Origin of the sequence: Bradyrhizobium genosp. A, assembly GCF_049949275.1 — a bacterium.
Taxonomy (GTDB): domain Bacteria; phylum Pseudomonadota; class Alphaproteobacteria; order Rhizobiales; family Xanthobacteraceae; genus Bradyrhizobium.
The window spans coordinates 3464951-3485599 of record NZ_CP188196.1; the positions used below are offsets into that span (position 1 = coordinate 3464951).

The 20649-nt window shown below is 61.0% G+C and carries 14 protein-coding genes; 4 read left to right on the forward strand and 10 right to left on the reverse strand.

All coding sequences use genetic code 11. The features are described from left to right. Positions 1–38 precede the first annotated feature (38 nt). The 5 genes from ACP2YP_RS15960 to ACP2YP_RS15980 form a co-directional block, all read right to left on the reverse strand. A complete protein-coding gene (locus ACP2YP_RS15960) occupies positions 39–749 on the reverse strand; it encodes a hypothetical protein (protein ID WP_426425241.1) in 711 nt (236 codons plus the stop codon). Positions 750–785: 36 nt separating this feature from the next. Beyond that, on the reverse strand, positions 786–1295 hold the full coding sequence (locus ACP2YP_RS15965) for a DUF4384 domain-containing protein (RefSeq protein WP_426425242.1): 510 nt from the start codon (positions 1293–1295) through the stop codon (positions 786–788). 353 nt (positions 1296–1648) lie between these two features. Continuing rightward, entirely contained in the window at positions 1649–3376 is a 1728-nt protein-coding gene (locus ACP2YP_RS15970) for a caspase family protein (RefSeq protein WP_426425243.1), read from the reverse strand. A gap of 10 nt (positions 3377–3386) precedes the next feature. After that, a complete protein-coding gene (locus ACP2YP_RS15975) occupies positions 3387–4343 on the reverse strand; it encodes an OmpA family protein (protein WP_426425244.1) in 957 nt (318 codons plus the stop codon). 198 nt (positions 4344–4541) lie between these two features. Next, positions 4542–6299, reverse strand: a complete 1758-nt coding sequence (locus tag ACP2YP_RS15980) for a hypothetical protein (RefSeq protein ID WP_426425245.1) — start codon at positions 6297–6299, stop codon at positions 4542–4544. 199 nt (positions 6300–6498) lie between these two features. On the opposite strand from ACP2YP_RS15980, the gene ACP2YP_RS15985 reads away from it, so the two are divergent. The 3 genes from ACP2YP_RS15985 (at position 6499) to ACP2YP_RS15995 (ending at position 12934) form a co-directional block, all read left to right on the forward strand. After that, on the forward strand, positions 6499–6783 hold the full coding sequence (locus ACP2YP_RS15985; protein WP_426425246.1) for a hypothetical protein: 285 nt from the start codon (positions 6499–6501) through the stop codon (positions 6781–6783). 397 nt (positions 6784–7180) lie between these two features. Further along, positions 7181–7459, forward strand: coding sequence for a hypothetical protein (locus tag ACP2YP_RS15990; protein WP_426425247.1), 279 nt, complete (start codon positions 7181–7183; stop codon positions 7457–7459). Positions 7460–8632: 1173 nt separating this feature from the next. Then, positions 8633–12934, forward strand: coding sequence for a beta strand repeat-containing protein (locus ACP2YP_RS15995; RefSeq protein WP_426425248.1), 4302 nt, complete (start codon positions 8633–8635; stop codon positions 12932–12934). A 91-nt stretch (positions 12935–13025) separates the two neighbouring features. Here the strand turns inward: ACP2YP_RS15995 and ACP2YP_RS16000 are convergent, their stop codons facing one another. Beyond that, complete coding sequence (locus ACP2YP_RS16000) at positions 13026–13631, reverse strand: invasion associated locus B family protein (RefSeq protein WP_426425250.1); 606 nt, start codon at positions 13629–13631, stop codon at positions 13026–13028. Between the two features lie 243 nt (positions 13632–13874). On the opposite strand from ACP2YP_RS16000, the gene ACP2YP_RS16005 reads away from it, so the two are divergent. Beyond that, positions 13875–14876: a DUF4424 domain-containing protein gene (locus ACP2YP_RS16005; protein WP_426425251.1), complete on the forward strand. Its 1002-nt coding sequence runs from the start codon at positions 13875–13877 to the stop codon at positions 14874–14876. A gap of 143 nt (positions 14877–15019) precedes the next feature. Here the strand turns inward: ACP2YP_RS16005 and ACP2YP_RS16010 are convergent, their stop codons facing one another. The 4 genes from ACP2YP_RS16010 to tagF form a co-directional block, all read right to left on the reverse strand. Beyond that, the gene (locus ACP2YP_RS16010) at positions 15020–17284 is read right to left on the reverse strand and encodes a caspase family protein (protein WP_426425252.1); all 2265 of its coding nucleotides are present in this window, start codon (positions 17282–17284) and stop codon (positions 15020–15022) included. Positions 17285–17366: 82 nt separating this feature from the next. After that, complete coding sequence (locus tag ACP2YP_RS16015) at positions 17367–19139, reverse strand: serine/threonine-protein kinase (protein WP_426425253.1); 1773 nt, start codon at positions 19137–19139, stop codon at positions 17367–17369. A gap of 4 nt (positions 19140–19143) precedes the next feature. After that, positions 19144–19938, reverse strand: a complete 795-nt coding sequence (locus tag ACP2YP_RS16020; protein WP_426425254.1) for a PP2C family protein-serine/threonine phosphatase — start codon at positions 19936–19938, stop codon at positions 19144–19146. Positions 19939–19947: 9 nt separating this feature from the next. Further along, positions 19948–20649 (reverse strand): type VI secretion system-associated protein TagF, encoded by a 702-nt coding sequence (tagF, locus tag ACP2YP_RS16025; RefSeq protein ID WP_426425256.1) that lies wholly within the window; start codon positions 20647–20649, stop codon positions 19948–19950.

Genomic DNA, 20649 nt, shown 5'->3' on the forward strand with positions numbered 1-20649 from the left:
GGCCAGACTTCGTCGCAACCAGGGCTATGACCTATTATTTAGCGAATTCTGACAAACTTAATGCCCTGCTCTTGATCGAGGATTCGATCGTCCATGCCGATCAGTCCGCGATAGGGTGCCAACCTCGGCAGGTCGATGTTCTGCGTCAGGATCTGTGTTTTGATATCAGGCGGCAACTGCGCAAATCTGCTGTGCTGTCGAAGTGCGTCCCTCAGATAAGGGGTTGCCATGCTATCGACGACGCCGGCCGCGTCGATGTGCCCACCAAGATTTCGGAAGTTTGCATTTGCCGTCGGAATGACGCGCCATTGTTCGGCGCGCGTTGGCGTCAAGGCCAGAGACGGCGCAGGACTAGCGGTGTCCGTTGGTGTCAACTTGGCAAGCTTGGCTTCGCCTGTGGGGTGGGGTGCCGGCTTGGCTGATTCCTGTACCGGCAGTTTTCGCGCTGCATTGTCGGCCGGCGTCTTGCTCGGCGGGGACAGGACCGAAGTTGTGCTCGCCGGGTCGGGCGCGCGGTCCGGGTCGATCAGGCGGATCAGCGGAAAGCTCGGCGCACGTTCTGCAGAAGCGCTGTTGCCGAAACCGGGAATGTCATACGCCGTGCGCTCGACCGAGGTGCCGTAGCTCGCCAAAACATGCGGTGCCTTCGTGGAGGCCATGTCGGATCTCAGCAGGGTGACCGCCTCGTAAGCCACCGCCCCACCAACAATGGCCACGGCTGTCACGGCGCCAATCACAGGCCAATCCATGGCTCGCTCGACCCCTTTCAAAGTCTCAGCTGGACGTCACTGGATTGTATAAGGATGCGCATCGAAAGACCATTTGGTTTCCCGCAGCTGATTGTCCTCGTCGGGAACGCGTAATTCCCGCACGCGCTTATACAGATACGCCACAATCATATCGGGCTTGCCGAGGATCTCGGCCGGAACGTCGGGCAGATCGAGGATCTGGACGGGGGCTGCACTCAGGATGCCGACGACCATTGCTTGACCGTTAGGTGGGGATACCAGATAACGCACGCCGGCATAGGGGTCAGTGGGAAGGGGGACCGTCAGCGGGTTGCCCGGCTTGATCAGGTTACCGTTGGTTCGCTTGGTGCGCGCAAGCGCGGCTGTATTGGGATAAATTTGGGTCAGATGTCCTCTCACATCCACATCGACCAGGACCAGATAGCCCGGTTTCTTGCTGCTGATCTTGAACGACACGTATGAGCCCACCGTGACGGTCTGGCCCGGCAGCATCTGGACCGACAGTTCGGCCTGATTGGATGGGGTTACACCGGCGAGGTCGAGCATCGCTGGAGCTGTTGTGCCAGTCGGTACGGCAGGCGCAATCGGCTCTGGGGTTTCCGTCGGAGCTGGAGATGCCGCTGCGGATGGTGAAGGCGGTATCGAGGGGGCCTGTGGCGTTTCGCTAGGCGCCGGCGAGGGCATCAGCGTGGGCCGGGAGGATGCGTTTCCTGGAGAAGGCGCGGACACTGCTGGCGGCGGAGTCAGGACCGCGGGCGGCGAATTTGAAGAGGAGGGATTGCCCCCTTCCAGAATCATTACGGCTGCGTTGGCCGGCGTCCCCAGGAGAGACAGGAGCGCACCTTTGAGAAGCGCTTCGCAGATGCTGCGTGGCAACATGCCCGACCTCAGGGTGCAGTTCAGGGTGCAGTAAAGAATCCGATCGAGCCCACGCGTGCATCCGCCGGTAGGTACTTTGCCATGACCTTGATCATCTGACCCGGTGACTTCCGCCTGTTGAGCTGCAGAAGAGCCTGCTCGAGATCGACTAGCCGCTGCGTCGTGCTGATGACGACCACCTGTTCGGCGCCAAAGGGCCCGCGAACCCGCAAGGGAAGGCGCAGGCTTCCCGTCTGCGTCGGCGCCGCGTCGGAACCGATCGGATACAGCATCTGGATCGTGCCGTCACCGGAGATGTCGAACAGGATGACCGAGCGTCCGGCGACATCCGTCATCTCGATCTGGACCGGTTCGTCATTGTGGTGCTGGGCGTCATCTGGAGCGATACGCACCGGCTGCGGAGACTTGGTGGCGATCCGCTTCAACTCCCTGATCGCAGCGGTGCGGTCGATGACTGTGACGAGCTCGGCTGGATCGATCTGGTAGGCAATTACGTCACCCCAGGAGATCACGTCCCGCGACTTTGGGTCCCAAATCAAATCCGGATTTTCCAGTGGGGGCACGATCTCGACCGTGGTCTCGCGGGACGAGAGGCTCGGGAAGATTTTGTTGTTGCCATCGAGTGAGGCAAGCCTGATGGGCGTCGTGATCTTGTTGGCCGCCAAATCTGATTTTTGGGGCTCCGGGGCTACGGGCGCAGCCGAAATCACCGGTGCCGCTCTGGAAGACGCCTTCGGGTTCGAATCGACAATCGCCACCTGCGGACCGTTAGGCGGGTTTGATGGTGGCTGAACTGTCAAGCCGCGCGTCAGCTGAAAGACCACTTCATTATTCGAGGAACTACCCGGCGAGCTCTTGGTAACGATGTTCTGACGCTGATCAGACAGCTGATAAACCACTTGGCGAACGTTGCTGAAGAGCTCGCTTAAAGTGATCCTCCCATCGCCGTTGGCATCCGCGCTCCCTTCGAGCGCGCGCGCCACGGCGTAGCTGAGTGCACCGCGCAGCCCGTCAATAGCGGGGATCTTGACCTCAGGCGCCTTGGTGTTGCGGTCAACAGCCGCAAGAAAAGTGGTGCGATCCAAATCGAGATCTGTGACCGGATCGTTCTCGTTCTGCACAGGCACGAGCTTGTCGACGGTGAGCGTATAGGTCGGGACTTGCCGGAAGCTCATCTCTGCCGCGCGCGGGTCAACTTCGCGGGCCATGCCGCCGCCATGACAGGTATCGGCCACGAACAGCACCTTGGCGCCCCGCAATTCGAACTGGCGGATGAAGTGATTGAATTCACTGCCGAGAATGCGCTGCCTGGATCCTTCCGGGGTCGGCTCGAAGCCGGAGAGCAGGAACACGTCCTGCATGCCGTCTGGCTCCGATCCCTTGATGGTCTCGGGCTCCTGAGCGCCGTGCCCCGCAATCGACAGGATAATCTGGTCATTCGGATTGGTTCGCTGCACGAGTGCGCTGATGCTTTGCAGGACGCTGGTGCGGTTGGCCTGGCCATCGATCAAGGTGATAACATCGGTCGTGCCCATCGAGCGGAGCGCGCCTTCGATGTCGCGGGCATCGGCAACTGAGCCCTTTAGCGGGCGCACGTGCTGATAAGCGTCGATGCCAATTACGAGCGCCCGGATCGCCGCCCCATCGGGATTCTTCAGAAACAACGGCAGTGACGGATTGGCCGAGGCTGACGCAATCGAGAAGGTGAACACGCAGATAGCTGTGAGTGCGACGCGAATGGCTGACATGATCGGCACCCTATTGGCGAATGAACTCCACCCGCCGGTTTAAAGCATAAATATCGTCCTGGCTCAGCCCTGATGAGTCCATGATGTTGAGCGGTTCGGTCGCGCCCACCCCTTTTGTCTCGATGTTGGCCGCGACGCCCGCTTGCTTCAGGAAGTCTGCAACGGCCTCAGCTCGGGCCGCCGACAGCTTCAAGTTGGTTTCTTCGCTACCGCGGATGTCGGTATGACCCACGAGCTGGATACGCACCGGCGACTGCTCTTTCAGCGCCTGAGCAAGCTCACGCGCGGCCTGCTCCCCGATCGGTGTGAAAGTTGCTTTGGCATAGTCGAAGGTGATCGGAACCGGAACGACCTGAGGAACGATGCCGCGCACAGAACGGGAGTACATCCCCCCGAGCGTGCCGTCACGCTGATCCTTGGCTGTCGGGACGAAGGCCGAGCTACCATCGGCCATCTTGACGTTCGCGGCGAGCAGACGGGCTTGGCCGGAGCGGCTGATGAGACCGTCGATCTCAAATTTTTCAGGCCGGGTCGCGGTCAGTGTCTCGTTGTTGACGATGGCAATCGCGCGGTCATAGGCCTCCGCAGCTTCGGCGAAGCGGCGGGCGCCGTACCGGACCTCGCCCAACGTCGCCGATGCCTGCCATAGCACCTCTGGCGCTTCGGCAGCCGTTAGCAGCCGTTCGTACTCAGCGACCGGACGCCCTCGCGCCATCAGAATCTGGGCGGCCGAGAGCCGCAAGGCCGCCAAGCGATACTGCGCTGCGGTCTGATACTGCCCGCATTCGGCACTGGCGGCGATCTTGTCGATCAGCCCCTGAGCGTCGGGTTCGCGAGCTTCATCAATGGCTTGGTTGAAGGGACCGAGGAATGATTTGCAGTCGGTCGCGAGTGCTGGGGTTGCGGCCAGCAGGCTCGTTAGCAGTGTGGCCAGAAAAAACTGTTTCGAAGAAATACGCCGGATCATCTTGCGCCCAAAATGGTCAATCTATGGAATCGTCGTCTGAGGGGACAAAAAGGTTCTATACAACAAATAGTGAAATCGAACAAAACGACTGAGGCTTATTACCGAATCTTAAAGCCTTGGTTCGGCGGTACTTTTCCGCGGTTAACGGCTCGAAAAAGCTCGCGAAGAGAGCCGGCAATCGCAACAGACTGTTGGCGATCACCTCTTATGCCGGTGTCGACCGGAATGGACAGGCGCGACATCCTTCTCTGCCTTCTGCCCCTTATCCGGCTGGTCACCCGGCAGGCTTCCTTGCGCGACGACCATGTTGTCGTCCGCAAGAGCCTTATAGCGGACCGGCTGATAGCCACGTGCCAGCAGGGCGGCCAAGGGATAGACGTTGCGGCATACACGCCCATTACAGCCGCCCGTGGAGGACTCCATGACTTCGGCCTTGCGGTCTGGCGTGAAGCGCAGGAACAGCATGACGTGGGAGCCGGGCTTGTTCAGGGCATCGCCGGGACGAAGCTGCCAGGGATCGCTCACTGGCGTGGTGATCGCGGGGATGGCCGCTGTGGTGTAGTGCACAGCTAGGCCCCAGGTTGCGCTCACAAAGGCCGAACAGTCGACGCCGACCACATCATTGCGAGGGTCGTTGCGGGTGCACACATTGCCGGCCTTCACACCGCGCTGCACCTGGGCTTGGAAATTTGCCAATGATCCATAGCAGCCCCAGCAATACGGCACGCCACGCACCTGCTGGCCGATCTTGCCCTGCATATACCATGGACGGCGGATGCGGCTGAAACCGGTGCACGCCGTGTCCGGATCAGGACCATAGTTCTGTGCCGTAACCTGCCATTGCAGACCCTCGAACGCGAATGCAGTTTCGATGACCTGCTGCCTATTGGAAGGCCGAACGGCCGCGATCGCGGTGAACTTGCTAGAGGGGGCGTTACCGGCGTTCTGCACCCGCGAGCGCACTTCGATCACTTTGGCATTGCGAAGAGGCTTGAAGCCGACACCGACGACATCGACACCAGTCTTCTGTGTGCGCAGGAAGTAGACGTCGCCATCACCGGACACAGTCACGAAGCGGCGGGTAATCGGAGTGTCTTCCAGCGGCAATTCGTAGATGCCGTCGAGATCGCCGTTGAGGCTGAAACGTGCCACGAAGGTTGCCGCATTCATGGCCTGGTCGGGGACGTTTTCAGCGAGAATATAGATGCGATCGCTGTTGTCGATCTCGAGGAATTCGACCGCTCCAAGCTTGTCCTTGACCCGCAAATGGATCTGAGCGACGGCGTCGTTACCGTCCATGCTGCGAATTTCGACCAGCACACTGCTGTCGCTTTTCTCAGGCGTTACATCGGCAATAACGGAGCCTCGCCCCCGGGAGGCGACATATTGCCGGCTCGGCTGTCGTCCCTTCTTGATAGTTACGGCCCGGGTCTCCTGATCAAGCAGGTCGACGGGATTACCGGCCGGCTGCGAACCCATCTGGGCAAAAGCCGAAGTGGCAAAGATGTCGTCAACGGCGCGGGTGCTAACTTCTTCGAGTCTCACGGTGCTTCCACCGACGCCACGCGTGGAAACGGGATCGGCCGACGCTTTCAGCGTGTGGATACGCCCGTCCCAGACCAGAATCTCATCTTTCTGGACGACGAGATCGTTCGGCTGAACGCTGGCCGGCATTTCCAGGATGCTCGGATCTTCGGCTGGGCGCTTGGGATTGAAACGCACGATGCGTTGGTTGAGTTGATCAAGCAGGAAAAGGTCGCCGTCGGAACCTGTCGTTAGCGCCTGCGGACCGGTCAGTTCGACGTCTTCGCTGGCGTCGGCGATGCCCACCGCATCCGCCGAATTGCCGCCGCCGAATCGCTTGATGACAAGGTCTTCCGCGCAGGCCGCACCCATCGCGATGACCAGGGCCCCGGCCCCGCATGCGAAACCCAACAAATTCCGCAAATTCAGCATCGCGTGCTCAGTCAAATAGATGAAATATTAGAGCTAATCATACATGCGGAGTACCCGAGAGTCAGCAGTTTAGTCATTCGAAGCGAGACAAAGGTTCGTGTCAGGTCTTCAGTAGCGTTGCCTCGCTGGCCAGGTTCCTTCCCGTGCTCCAGCATTGTGGGAGATGCCCCGGCAGCCTCGGAAGATTTGGAAGCAGGTCATGGCCAAAAATCGATTTGAACGTGTGAGTGAAGTTCAGCCCGACGCAATCACCCTGTCGCTGAAGAAATCCGGAGACCGGGAGGTGGGGTCGGTGACCTTCCCCGCGTCGGCGAGCGGAGGCCGATTAAGCGAGGACCGCGTTAGCCCCGAGATGTCGGCGGTCGACTCGCTCCTCGCAGCGATCAAGCTTGCCAACGAGATGAAGGTTGCGATCGTGGTGATGGATCTGGATGACGTCTGGAAAGACAACTGGGGCGAGCTCTTCACGCCCGTCGACGACTGATCGCGAACATGGTTGAAAAAGTCCTGACGCCGCCCGAGCGCGTCAGACGAGGCAGACGTCGCCAAAGTGTCGCGGTGATCGATAAGTTTATAGTGAATAGGTCGATCAAGATTTTACAACTTGCATGGCAGCAGGCTGTTTGCGTCTTGCAGCGGCGTCGCGACGCATGCTCGCCGCAGTATCTGGCGCACCGGCGCCGCTCGCAGAGCTTTCTCGCGAATGGAGCGTGACGGCTTTCGTGCATTCTACCCCTAAATTTAAGTCGAATCTGACGCGCCTGCATTAGGCGAGCGTTGACCGCTTTCCGGCCTTTCGCGTGACTCCGAACGCAACTTGAGAGAGTGATATCCGCACGGGCCAACGAAGCCCAGCAGGATAAAAAAACAGGAGTTGCGTGATGTCGTTCTTCAAGAAGATTGCGATGCCGGCCGCGCTGGCACTGACGGTTGTTTCGATGAGCGGCATGACTGCCGTGCAGGCCCAGTCCGGCAAGCGGATGGTCGTGGCGATGGCGCCGACCGACGTCTCGCCGGCCGATGAAGCGAAGCCGATGCGCGCTGCTCCAGCGGTGGTTACCCCGCGTGCCAAGCATGTCGCAGTTGCCGCTCCGAAGGCAGAGAAGCCTGACTGCTTCTGGTGCAACCGCACCGTGTACATCTCCGGTCTGACGTTCTGATCGAAGCAGAGAATGAAGGCCGCATGTTCGGCCGCCAGGGCCGCCTCCTCGCGAGGCGGCCTTTCTTTTGGCGCAATGGACGCTAGGTTTGTGGTGATGTTGCCGCACTGCGCAGGAAAATACCCGGGAACTCGAGCGCTTCTTTGCTGTTGATTGCGATGTTTGTAAGCACGGCCTAGTTTGCTCTCGCTCGGAATCGCGCCAGCGCTGGTCTGGCAGGGGACGGAATAGGAGTTTGCCAATGCCCGCCTTTGGACAGATCGCGAAGCCCGCCGCGTTGATCGTCGCCGCCGCGACGTTTCTGAGCGTTCCGGGAACCGCGCGCGCCGAGACCGGCTGGTTGTGGTTCGACTCGGTTTTCGCAGCGCCCCGCGTGGCGCCGGCGCCGACCGGCTGGCGGCCGGCTCACGCTGTCAGGCCCGCCAGAATTGCTCGACCCGCAGTTACCCCGGCCCCTACGCCCAAACCGATACTGGTATCCGCGGCTTCGGACGCTCGGCCTAACTGCTTTTGGTGTGGTCGTCCGGTGTACGTTTCCGGTCTGTCATTCTAGTTTTTAGTTCGTCTTCCTGATCGGTCGCATGCCGTCCGCTATTTAGCGGGCGGCTTTTTTGTGCCTGGAGACAGCCATTTCTACACGTTGCAATTGTGCAACGGTTGTTCGCAAACTTGCCAGATTGGTATTTAAATACCTTGCTGCGTAGGATGCAGGCTGGAGGCGGTTACTGAATCGTGAATAACTAATTCTGTTGCTTAAGCATGGCTGGGAGGGGTCCGAGGCCGTGCGTCGTGCTTTACGCGATCATTTATTAGGGTGGGCTTATGTTGGTCTCTCGCATTCAGAGATTCCGCGCGGTTGGTCTGAAGCCGTCGAAGGTGAAACAGAAATCCTTGGGCATCAACGGCCTTAAGGGCAGGCTGCTGGGGTCGACGGCCTGCTTGACGCTCCCCCTAACGGTTGCTGTTGTGCTCGCTGTCGGTGTTGCGCCAGCGGGTGCAGGTGGAGGGGCCGGCGGCGGAAATCCTGGATCAGGCGGTGCCGAGAATTTTAGTGCCCCGGGGGGAGCAGGTGTAGCTGGTGCCGCCTTGGGACAAGGCGGCGGCGGCGGCGGCCAAGGCACAACCGGAGGCGCTGGTGGCGCGGGTGGTGGCGCGGGTGGCGGTACCGCCGGAGTGGCTGGCGGCGCCGGCGGCAATGCGACGGGCGGAAGTAATGCTGGTGGTGGTGGTGGCGGTGGCGGGGCTGCTGGTTTCAGCGGCGCGGCCCTCCCTGGCGCTAACTCGACTGGCACGGCCGGTGGGGCTGGTGGAAACGGGGATGGCACGGGCAACGGCGGTGGCGGTGGCGGTGGCGGTGTCGGCGCGATTGTAACAGGCTCGGGCAACCTCGGGACACTCAGCTTTACCTCGACCGGCGCGGCTGGCGGGGCCGGAGGCATCGTAGCCGTTGGCGGTAACGGCGGCGATGGCGGCGCGGGTATCGTCTTCACAAACGCGGCAGGCGCGACCTTCACGGTCAATGCTGCAGTGACTGGCGGCGCGGGTGGTGCGGGTGGTGCGGCCGGTGGCGTAGCCGGAGCCGGCGGTGTTGGAATCGTGGGGCAGAATCTCACGATCGCGATGGGTGCGGCAGGCACCGTCTCTGGCGGCTCGGGTGCGAACGCTCTCACGCTCTCAGGGACCAATGCTCTCACACTCAACAGCGGGCTCTCGGGCGGCGTGTTGGGGAATATCGGCGTAGTTACGGGCGGTTCTCTCGACTTCGCCCAAGCGACGAATGCGACGTTTGCCCACAACATCGCTGGCACGGGCATCACCGTCAGCAAGAGTGGGGCGGGAATCCTGACGGTGTCGGGCGCCAACACCTATTCGGGAACGACCACCGTGAACGGCGGTCACCTGACGGCAGGGGCAGCGAACACGTTCTCGGCCAGCTCCGCTGTGGTGCTGGCGAACACGGCCGGCGTTGCGCTTGATCTTGCCGGCTTCAACCAGACCATCGGCAGCCTTGCTGGCGGCGGCACGACCGGCGGCAACGTGACGCTTGGTGCGGGGACACTCACGACCGGTGGTGACAACACCTCGACGGCGTATGCAGGCGTGATCTCTGGAACGGGTGGCCTGACCAAGCAGGGCACCGGCACGATGACGGTGTCGGGCGCCAACACCTATTCGGGAACGACCACCGTGAACGGCGGTCACCTGACGGCAGGGGCAGCGAACACGTTCTCGGCCAGCTCCGCTGTGGTGCTGGCGAACACGGCCGGCGTTGCGCTTGATCTTGCCGGCTTCAACCAGACCATCGGCAGCCTTGCTGGCGGCGGCACGACCGGCGGCAACGTGACGCTTGGTGCGGGGACACTCACGACCGGTGGTGACGACACCTCGACGGCGTATGCAGGCGTGATCTCTGGAACGGGTGGCCTGACCAAGCAGGGCACCGGCACGATGACGGTGTCGGGCGCCAACACCTATTCGGGAACGACCACCGTGAGCGGCGGTCACCTGACGGCAGGGGCAGCGAACACGTTCTCGGCCAGCTCCGCTGTGGTGCTGGCGAACACGGCCGGCGTTGCGCTTGATCTTGCCGGCTTCAACCAGACCATCGGCAGCCTTGCTGGCGGCGGCACGACCGGCGGCAACGTGACGCTTGGTGCGGGGACACTCACGACCGGTGGTGACAACACCTCGACGGCGTATGCAGGCGTGATCTCTGGAACGGGTGGCCTGACCAAGCAGGGCACCGGCACGATGACGGTGTCGGGCGCCAACACCTATTCGGGAACGACCACCGTGAACGGCGGTCACCTGACGGCAGGGGCAGCGAACACGTTCTCGGCCAGCTCCGCTGTGGTGCTGGCGAACACGGCCGGCGTTGCGCTTGATCTTGCCGGCTTCAACCAGACCATCGGCAGCCTTGCTGGCGGCGGCACGACCGGCGGCAACGTGACGCTTGGTGCGGGGACACTCACGACCGGTGGTGACAACACCTCGACGGCGTATGCAGGCGTGATCTCTGGAACGGGTGGCCTGACCAAGCAGGGCACCGGCACGATGACGGTGTCGGGCGCCAACACCTATTCGGGAACGACCACCGTGAACGGCGGTCACCTGACGGCAGGGGCAGCGAACACGTTCTCGGCCAGCTCCGCTGTGGTGCTGGCGAACACGGCCGGCGTTGCGCTTGATCTTGCCGGCTTCAACCAGACCATCGGCAGCCTTGCTGGCGGCGGCACGACCGGCGGCAACGTGACGCTTGGTGCGGGGACACTCACGACCGGTGGTGACGACACCTCGACGGCGTATGCGGGCGTGATCTCTGGAACGGGTGGCCTGACCAAGCAGGGCACCGGCACGATGGTTCTGACCAACAACGGGAACAATTATTCTGGCGGGACGAACCTGAACGCTGGAACGATCCAGGTGCAGGCAAACAATGCGCTGGGCACCGGCACGTTGGCGATGGCGAACGGCACGACGCTGCAGTCGGGGGCCGCGGGCTTGACGATCGCGAATGCGGTGACGCTGACTGGCACCGACACGTTTGATTCAAACGGCAACACGATGACGTTGTCGGGCACGATCAGTGGCACAGGTAGCCTTATAAAAGTAAATGCCGGCACCATAGCGCTGTCGGGCAACGTTACGTACACGGGCAGTACGTCAGTTAATCAAGGTACTCTTCACGTTACCGGTCCATACACCAACGTCTTGGGGGCTGTGCTGACCGTGAACAACGGTGGCACGTATCAGATCGATCAGCTTCTAACAAATGCCGGTTCGATCCAGGTTAATGCTGGTGGAACTCTGACGGCACAGCCTGGCGGGCTGACGAACCAAGCGTCTGGCGTTATCGTCAACAACGGCACCGTCAATGATGCCCTCAACAACGCCGGCCTTGTGACCAATAATTCGGTCTACAATGCGGACGTGGCGAGCAACACCGGTACGATAAATAACAACGGTGCGTGGAATACGCTCGCTACCGGGTTCACCAACAGCGCCGGAGGCGTTGTGAACGTGACTGGCGGAAGCGTAATGAACGCCACGGCGGGCGGCTTCTCCAACGCTGGCACTCTGAACGCCACTGGAACCAGCACTCTCACCGGCGCTCTGGTCAACAACGGCACGATCAACCTGAGCGGCGGTAGCGGGTCCAGCAATATCAATGCGACGACCTCCGCCTACTCGGGAAATGGAACGATCAACGCCGGTACGGTTAACCTGACCACAGGCGCCGCGAACCAAGTTCGCGTCGCGAGCACATCGGGCAGCGTCGTCTTGAACGGTACGGCGACGGGCGGTGGTTTCACCGGCTTCATCCCGGTCGTGAACTCGTCCGGCGGCGGATCCATCACCGCCAGTGGCTCCACCATCACGAGCGGGCTCTTCCAGGCGCAGGTTGCTACGTCGGGGGGATCTGCGGGTTATAACACCGGCGCTGTGGCTGCTCCGGCGGCGGCTCCGCTGACCAGCATTCTGTCAACCCTGAGCGCGATCGATGCCTCCTTCCATCAGCCGGGTGGAAACCTCGTAGCTTCGCCACAGACCGACAAGCCCTGCACGTCGTTCACGCCGATGACCGGGAACGACAAGACCTGCCAGGTGGTCGGTGGACCTTGGGCCCGTGTCTCGAGCGGTGTGACCACCGTCTCGTCGGTCGGTACGGAACGCGTTAACGGCGTTATCTTCGATCAGGTTTCCTCCAAGCAGCGTGTTCAGTTTACCGGCGTTCAGGCTGGTGCGGACAGCGGCTGGCTCAATCTGGGTGGTAGCGGAGTGAATGCCCACTTCGGCATCACCGGCGGCCAGGTCGAGGCAACGGCCGACGAACAGGTCTCCACCGTGAACACAGTGAACTTCAATGTACCGTTCATGGGCCTTTACTATCTTGTGACGAGGGGGGCCTTCTCGACCGACTTCACCTACCGTCACTCCTGGTACGACATGGGGGTGACGAACCCGGTTGCTCAGCTCAACAACAGCCATTTCCATGGCCAATCGGACAACGTGAACGGCTCTATCTCTTATACGTTTGCGCTCCCGAAGAACTTCTTCATCGAGCCCACCGCAAATCTGAGCTACACGCGATCGACCTTTGACAACCTGTCCGTGGCGAATGGTTTGGGTTTCCTCGGGTTCAACGAGCTGAAGAGTCTTCTGGGCCGAGCCGGCGTGCGGGTTGGAACTGGCTTCTCCTATGGTGGCTTCAACTGGTCGCCGTTCGGCATCGCCTTGGTGCAGCATGAATTCGCGGGTGACGCAGGAGGCACGTTCACCGGAGCCGGTACAGGCTCTTCTGCGGCGAATATCACGACAACCAGGGTCGGCACGTTCTACCAGACCAGCCTCGGTCTATCGTTCCAGTCGCAGACGAATGGTCTGCTCGGTTTCGTTCGCGCGGATTATCGCTTTGGCGACAATCTCCACGGTGGCGGCATCCTTGGCGGTGTTCGTTATACCTTCGGTCCTTGATTGTGATAGACACTGCTGAACGAAAGAGGGCGCCGCTGGATCAGCGGCGCCCCTGGTCGTTAGCAGGTCCGAACGTACTGCAGCGCATCCCTCACATCTTCGCGTAGGCCTTCTCAAAGCCCTTGATCGGGAATTCGAACTGAACGGGCTGGCCGGCGGAGGATGTGATGACGATCATCACCTTTCCGGAGGCCGACGCCTCCTGGATGAAGGCCTTATCCATCGCCAACGAACCCGCGCACCAGGCCGGCTCGCAGACCTCGATCGGAATGGTCTTGGTGGCTGAGCTCTTCTCGAGCTTGAGCTGAATGCCCGGGGGAATCGAGATACCCGGCAGCGTTTCCACAACGGACACGAACTGTCCCTTGTCGTTCGGGCGGACCGTCCAGGACAGCACCACGCGGTTGGTGTCCGACTTGCGGACGGAGACCGTCATCGCGCAATTCCGCTTCTTCGGTCCTTCCACGAACTCCCGGCAGTTCAGGATCCAGTTTTCGAAATTGGTCGTCTCTGTCTTTTCGGGCTGCGGCGCCGGCGTTTCCGCACCCTGTTGCGGCGGCGTTCCCTCAGTCGGTTTGGCAGGCGCGGCCGGCATGGGCGCCTTCTGCCTGGCCTCAGCGAGCTGCTCGGTCTCGCCGGCCTGCGACGCGGTGCCAAATAGCCAGTCGGTCGACCATAACGAGCTCTCTGCGGCCACGGCCCTCTGAGCAAGAAGAAGTGAGAGAAGGGAAACAGTGCAATATAATGAACGCATTGGAGCCCACGAGGTGAAGTTACCGCCTTGCCAAGGCGGATTAAGGATTTGGCCGGTCGAGACAATTAGCCTATGCTTAATTCGGTGTCGGGTCGATCGAATGAAATCCGACAAATCGTTGGATCGCTATTTTTAGCCAGGAGTTGCCGGCACGGCTGCTCCTCATTTCAAGCAGCAGGAGCGATGATGTATCGGCTTCGTGCAACCATACTCGCTACCGGTCTGGTTTTCAGCGGTTATTCCCCCGCAATCGCTAACGACTCTGCGGCTGAGCTCTCGATCGGCGGCTTGCAGTTCACGCGCGCTCCAAATGTGGAAATGAGGAGCGAGGACCTGAGGATCTCGCTGGATCGGATTAGCGTCCGCTACGAGTTCGTCAACACGTCCACCGCTCCGGTGACGCTCACCGTGGCGTTTCCGCTTCCCGACATCGATCTTTCGGAGGGCGAGAGCATTTCTTTCCCGGCTAACGATCCGCTGAACTTCGTCGATTTTGAAACCAAAGTCGACGGCGGCCCGATCAAGTTCAGCACTGACCAGCGAGCTTTTTTGGGAGACAAGGATGTTAGTGCCGAGCTGCGCGAGCTCAAGATACCCATCCTTCCACTTGGCGCCCAACAGTTCAGGCCGCAGGACCTGCCGGCGGCGACGCGAACCAAGATGGCGTCGGAAGGGCTGTTGACGCCAGCGGGCAGCGATGAGCGTGGGCGGCCGCTCTACTCCGCTGGCTGGGTCGTCAAGACCGCCGTCTATCGGGAGCAGACCTTCGCGCCGGGCAAGCCGGTCGTCGTCGAACACAGCTACAGACCCAGCGTGGGTGCCAGTACCGATACAATCCTCAGGAAGCGGCTGCGTCAGGACAAGGCGATGGCGAAGGAATTCGAGCGTTACCGCAAGGACTATTGCGTGAGCGAGGAATTTCTCCAGGATCTCGACAAGACGGCGGGCTCGGCGCCCAACAATGGGGCTGCCGTCCAGGAGCGGCGGATCAGCTACATCCTTAAGACCGGCGCCAATTGGGCGGGCCCGATCAAGAGATTTCATCTGTCGATCGACAGAGGAGGACGTCTCGTCAGCTATTGTCTTGGCAAGCTGGCGGCGACGGCAGCCAAGCAAGCTCTCGATGTGTCAGCAACCGACTTTACACCGGACCGCGATATCAAGTTGCTGTTCGTCGGCAAGTTCTGATTCTCGCGGCGGCCTCGAATGGCCTGTGCGCCGCTCCACGTCGCGCGATGGGACGACTGCCATTTTGATAACTCGCTCGGCTCCTGACGCTGGCGCGAGTGAGGTCTTTCCGCTAATTCCCTCGAACCGTCACTGGCCTGAGATCAGAAGCTGACGCCGTGAACGGAAACGCTTCCGCCACTACCGCCGCCACCACCCGATGACGCGCGGGATTCCGCGCGGGCCGAAGGAGCGGGGGGCGGCCGATCGTCACGCACCGCACGGCTGGGGCGCACCGCCGCCTTCATCTTGTTGGTCGTCGCGGGACGGCTGGCGACGGGTTTGTCTTCTTGCTCGGGCTTCGGCTGCGTGCAGATCGGCGCGTCCGCCTTTTTCAGGTCAGAGAGGACGCCATCATCGATGTCCTGCACGTCATCAGACTTTCCAAGAGCGACATAAACCTTCTTGAGCGCGTCCTTGGTAGCGTCGTTCAAATCACCATTCTCGGTGCCGCGATAGCAGCCAAGCCGGCGGAGCTCGGCCTGAGAGCTGCGGACCAGCCCACGCTTGATATCAATGTTCACGCGACCAATCGCATCGACAATCTTCGGCGACAGGCTCGAGCAACCGAGGGAAGACTGCAGATCAGTAAGTTTGCTGCGGGTCTCGATTGTGCCGGGAGCCTTGACTAGCGCCGCGAGCTGCTTGCCCTCGGAATCACACACTCGTTGAGCCTGCTCGCGCTCACCGACAAGAGCTGCGATCACGCTTTGCGCCCGCACCTTGGCATCGGCGCAAGTCGAGGCCGTAACGAATTGGTTGAGCTTGGTCTCATCGCGACCGATTGTCTCAACGGTGGCTTGTTCGGCCTTGCAGGTTGCTTCAGTCTTCTTACGGGCTTCCTCGTCCTTGCGGCGAGCTTCCTCTCGGGCAGCGACTTCCTGCTGAGCCTTCACACGCTCCTGTTCGAGGGCCGCGAGCTTCTCGGCGGCCAAGCGGCGCTGTTCGGCTTCCTTCTTTTCCGACAGCGCCTTTTCGGCGTTCTTGCGGTCCTGTTCAAGCTTGGCGAGCCGCTCCTGCTCCTCACGCTGCTGTTGCGCGATGCGCTCATCCTGGGCCTGCTTTTCGCGCTTCTTCTGATCTTCGATCGCGGCCAGTTGCGCCTGCTCGTCCTGCTTGCGCTGAGCCTCCTTCTGCACCGCGACGGCGTCGGCCTGCTTGCGCTCGTCTTGGAGACGAGCGATCTCGGCGCGTGCCGCTTTCTCCTGTTCTTCCAATTCCTTCTTCAGCGCTTCTCGGCGAATTCGGGCGTCCTCATCCTCCCGGTCCCGCTTGGCGCGTTCGAGCACCTCAAGCCGGTATTGCGCGTCGAGCGCGCTGACGGAATTGGGATAACGCCGCAAGAACTCACGGATTTGGGGAATGTCTGCGGTATCGCGCATGTCCTCCCAGATCTTTCGATCCGATTGGTTGAGATAATATTCGCTGAGCAGGCTGATCGACGTCTCCGGGCGCTGGCGTCCGCCCGTCGCGTCGTTGACGTCGCGCGCAACCCTTCGGAACATCGTCCCGATCTCCAAGCCTGGCTCCTGCATTTCCTTGATCAACGCGGCGCTGAAGGGGCTGTGCGAGGTGTTGCCGTCGAGAGCGACGTCGTCGGCCGCCGTGGCGTAAGCCACCACCATGCCCTGCGTCTTGTCGATACGGGCGAGGCCGCGCGTTGCCGGAAGGCCACGCGACTGACTGCCGTTGGCCATGCGTTCCAACCGGTCGGCAATAGGGTTGTTACGGCACGCGTCGAGAACCAAGATCTTTACGCCGCTCGCGCGATCGAGCGTCGATCGCACGTCGTCGACAGAAACGAGGTTGTAGCGGACGCTGATCTCGTCTTCCAACTTTGCGTCGACCGGCATCAGGTAGTTCTTACCCTGATACTGGATTGCGTGGCCGGCGTAGAAGAACATCGCTGTGTCTGCGGTCACCGCCAGGCGAGCAAAGCGTTCAAGGACACCGTCCATGTCTCGCTTGCCCACATTTGTGACCACCTGAACCTCGAAATCGAGTGCTTTCAGGACGTCCGCGATCGCTCCGGCATCGTTCTTCGGATTGGGGAGAATCAAAGCGGGATCCTTGTAGTCGGAATTACCAACCACCAGCGCAACGCGCTTCTCGGCGGCGGCATAGGCATCGCCACCCGCCAGGGCGAGCATACCCAGAAGCGCTAAGACCGCCAATCGTAGCAGCCTGGCCATCATGCCCTGCCAAAGCGCGGAAAAACCGCGACAAAATCCTAAACCAATCACGCGTTTATAGGGCAGCCGCAACTGCCTTGCAACGGTCGTTGATGAGTGTGTGTTAACGGGCTTCAGGTTCAACGCCGCCGAGGCGGCGACGGTGACAAGAGGGCGCCGCGCCATTTCAGCCGACACGGAAATGCCCGCTTAAGTAGCTGAAACCAAAGCGATAACCCGGCCTGGTCGTGCAGGCGCGGCCTCATTGGTGTTGCAGTTGCTATTTCTGAATTGTGATGTACCGCGCGGAGGCGTTCAGGGTCATGCCGCTTCGCTGGGCTTCGCTTAGGACTTGGAGGAAGAACTGATCCGCCGGCATCGGTCGCGGCTGCCTGATCGAGTCGAGAACCCTCGGAGTTGTTACGGCCATAATCAGCTGCGGCACGCTCGAGCCCAGACTGTCCTCTGCTCGCTTCATCTCGATGGAGAAGGAGAGCGCGTCGGTGCCTGGCTTCAGGTAATAGGAGATGTTCTGGACTTGCCCGTCTTCGGAGATCAGGAGCAATTCGACGACACGATTTGCGAAGTTCTCAATGTTTCCGGTGAGCGTCTCGCTGGGACGGATTTTGACAGAGCCCAGAGAGATGCGGGGCGCGCGGGCGGCATCTCCTCGGACTTTATTCAAGAAGGTAATTGCGGGGCACTGCGGCGGGGTCACGAGCCGGATCCCAATCGAGGCCTCGAAGCCCTGCGACTTCTTAAAGGATCGATCGAGCGCATCGAAGGGCGCCGTCGATGCGCCGAAGCCTTCGACCACGGCCGCGCTCGTGCCGACTGCTACGGGCATGATGAAGAAGCAGTCTCCGCCATCGTATTGCTGGAGGTAGCGGCGGGCGAGTTCGCTGCGGCCAGGCGTGTCGATTTGAGGTCGGGACGTCGGTTCCTTCGCCACGTCACTCGGCGATGGCGTGATAATGGGGGGGCGAATCGGCGTCAGATCGTTTTTTGATGGCTGCGTTGAATTGCTGGACTGCTGCTGGGTCCGCAGCCCAAACGGATAGTAACGATAAGCGGCCGTCCCGCCTCCTACCACAACCAGCACCGCGAGCGCGATGGCGCCGTAGCGCATCCAGCTTTGCCCGAAACGCGATTGCCCATCTCGTGCCAGTTCGCGCGCGGCCCTCTTGGAGGACATAATGCTCGGCGCCGAGCCGACGGTCCAATTCTCGACATCAGCCATTGTCGGCCGGTCTTTCGGATCCGGCTGAAGCATCTGCTCAAACAGCGGCCGTATCCGGGCATCGATGGCGCCGAGGTCGGGGACCTTCCTGCGCTTTTCGACGAGCTGGAATTGCGTACCGCCCATATCGAGTTTCTGGCCGGTCAAGGCATAGAACAGCACGAGACCTAGGCTGTAGACATCCGATTGCGCATTGATCTCGCCGCCGAACAGGCCGATCTGCTCCGGCGACACGTAGTTATGCTTGCCGGCAAATCCGGAGCCAATGATCGTAGCGTCCCCGAGTTGCGTGGAACGCGCGATGCCAAAATCGATGATCTTGGCCCGCGCCACGTCATTCTGCGGAATGATGATGTTGTCGGGTGACACGTCGCGATGAATAATACCCCGCTCATGCGCTGCCTTCAGTCCAGAGGCAACCCGCTTCGTCAGGCGCAGCAGGGCTTCCAGCGTCAGCGGCCCTTCTTCCAGGAGGTCGGCCAGCGACCGCCCGTCAACATACTCCATCGCCAGGTAGGGACGCTGCAGGGTTGGCTCGACCGTGAACACGAAGTAGCGAACGATGGCGTCATGCATGAGGTAATGCAGCGCCGAGGCCTCGCGCCGGAATAGCGCGAGCGCAGCCTCGTTCTCGGCCATATCCGGCACCAGCATCTTGATTGCTACGGCGGTCCCGGTCTGGATTTCGTGCCCCTTGTAGACTTCGCCCATTCCCCCCACGCCGATCATGCGATCGATTTCGTAGATGCCGTTCAGGCGCGTGCCAGGAGCAACCCCGTGGTGTGCCGGCCGATATGGATCTTGAGGTCTCACCTCGTCACTCCCAGAACCCCGATTCCGGCGAATCGCCCGTTTTGACGTTCGAGACGGCTTCTCCGGCAGGCTTATCGCGCAACGCGCGGACGACCACCACCGTAATGTTGTCCAGGCCTCCCCTTTCCACGGCGAGGTCAACGAGATTGGTGGAGATGGATTGTGCATCGCCGGTCGATGCGTGGCGGAGGATCTCCTGTTCAGAGACGTGCTTGGTGAGGCCGTCACTGCAGAGAATGAAAATATCCGATTCCTCAAATGCGCCGGTCACGACCTCGAGCTCAGGGCTTTCGTGAACTCCTATGGCTTTGGTGATGACGTTTTGTGGTAGCAGCCTGGCTTCTTCCGCCGTGACCGCGCCCGCGGCCAGCATCTCCTCTACCTCCGTGTGGTCCCGCGATATCTGTTTGATGACCTCGTGGCTTACCAGATAGAGACGGCTGTCACCGGCCCAGATGCAGGCGAAATGATCCTCCGAGATCAACAGGATCGTGACGGTCGAGCCGATGATGCCGCCGCCGCGCTGCCGGCTGATCTCGATGATTTGGCGATTGGCCTGAAAAATGCGATTTTCGGCCTCTTCTAGCAGCTGCAACGCGCTCCGTGCGTCTGAGATGCCATCGAGAGCCTGAACGATCAGCCCGCTAGCGAGATCGCCCATATCGTGGCCACCCATGCCGTCGGCCACGGCCCAAAGGCCGAGATCCGTGCGCACCAGCAAGGCGTCCTCGTTGCGCGACCTGACTTTGCCCGGGTGGCTCGCAGAACCTGCATCGAACGCATACGATGATTGGTCCATTTGTGTTTCTCAAGCTTGCACGGAATTGTCTGCTTGGGCGGGGAGCTTCCCGGTCAGCATCATCGTGTAGCAGAACGGATCGAGGAGACCTCGGGCCGACAGCGCCAGCGGTGGATACTCGCCGCCGCCTTCGGTCCACCAGAACGTTGCAGCGGCGGAGGTGCTATGGTTATTCGCCCGCAATGTCGTCAGGGCATCCTGAACCGATTTGCCGGCGGTCGGAATACCGACAGTGGCATCAGCGAGCCGGATCACTTCGTTTGCGCCATTTACCGTCGCTTGTGCCTCCGGCGGCGGCAAAGCGTCTAACGCCGCCGAAGTCTCGTCAAATGTCTTGCTCCGCTCCAGCGTTGTGAGCAAAAAGTCCTCAGCCTGAGCAAACCAGTCTCCCTGGGAATTCAAATCGGGCGGCGCAATTGAAAAGTTCGGATCCGCCACCGCCATCAGTGTCAACGGATAGTAGCGTCCAACTCCGTCGACGGAGGGCATGAAGGCACCCAACACGGTGGCGCCGGCCACTTCGGCGCCGAGCCAAAAACGCCAGAGCGGCGCTGTCAGATAGGCGCCTTGCCAACCCGGGCCGAGCTGATGCTGGCTCGCCGACATGCAGGATTGTACCCACGGCTCCCACTTTTCCAGAAAAGAGCGCGGCGTTGCCAATGCGATGAAGTCGCGTTTGGCTGACAGCTTGCCGAAGAGACCACATCGCAT

Coding starts and splice junctions, on each gene's coding strand:
- ACP2YP_RS15960 (WP_426425241.1), bottom strand. CDS start 749: ATGGATTGGCCTGTGATTGGCGCCGTGACAGCCGTGGCCATTGTTGGT.
- ACP2YP_RS15965 (WP_426425242.1), bottom strand. CDS start 1,295: ATGCTCGACCTCGCCGGTGTAACCCCATCCAATCAGGCCGAACTGTCG.
- ACP2YP_RS15970 (WP_426425243.1), bottom strand. CDS start 3,376: ATGTCAGCCATTCGCGTCGCACTCACAGCTATCTGCGTGTTCACCTTC.
- ACP2YP_RS15975 (WP_426425244.1), bottom strand. CDS start 4,343: ATGATCCGGCGTATTTCTTCGAAACAGTTTTTTCTGGCCACACTGCTA.
- ACP2YP_RS15980 (WP_426425245.1), bottom strand. CDS start 6,299: ATGCTGAATTTGCGGAATTTGTTGGGTTTCGCATGCGGGGCCGGGGCC.
- ACP2YP_RS15985 (WP_426425246.1), top strand. CDS start 6,499: ATGGCCAAAAATCGATTTGAACGTGTGAGTGAAGTTCAGCCCGACGCA.
- ACP2YP_RS15990 (WP_426425247.1), top strand. CDS start 7,181: ATGTCGTTCTTCAAGAAGATTGCGATGCCGGCCGCGCTGGCACTGACG.
- ACP2YP_RS16005 (WP_426425251.1), top strand. CDS start 13,875: ATGTATCGGCTTCGTGCAACCATACTCGCTACCGGTCTGGTTTTCAGC.
- ACP2YP_RS16020 (WP_426425254.1), bottom strand. CDS start 19,938: ATGGACCAATCATCGTATGCGTTCGATGCAGGTTCTGCGAGCCACCCG.
- tagF (WP_426425256.1), bottom strand. CDS start 20,649: ATGCGATGTGGTCTCTTCGGCAAGCTGTCAGCCAAACGCGACTTCATC.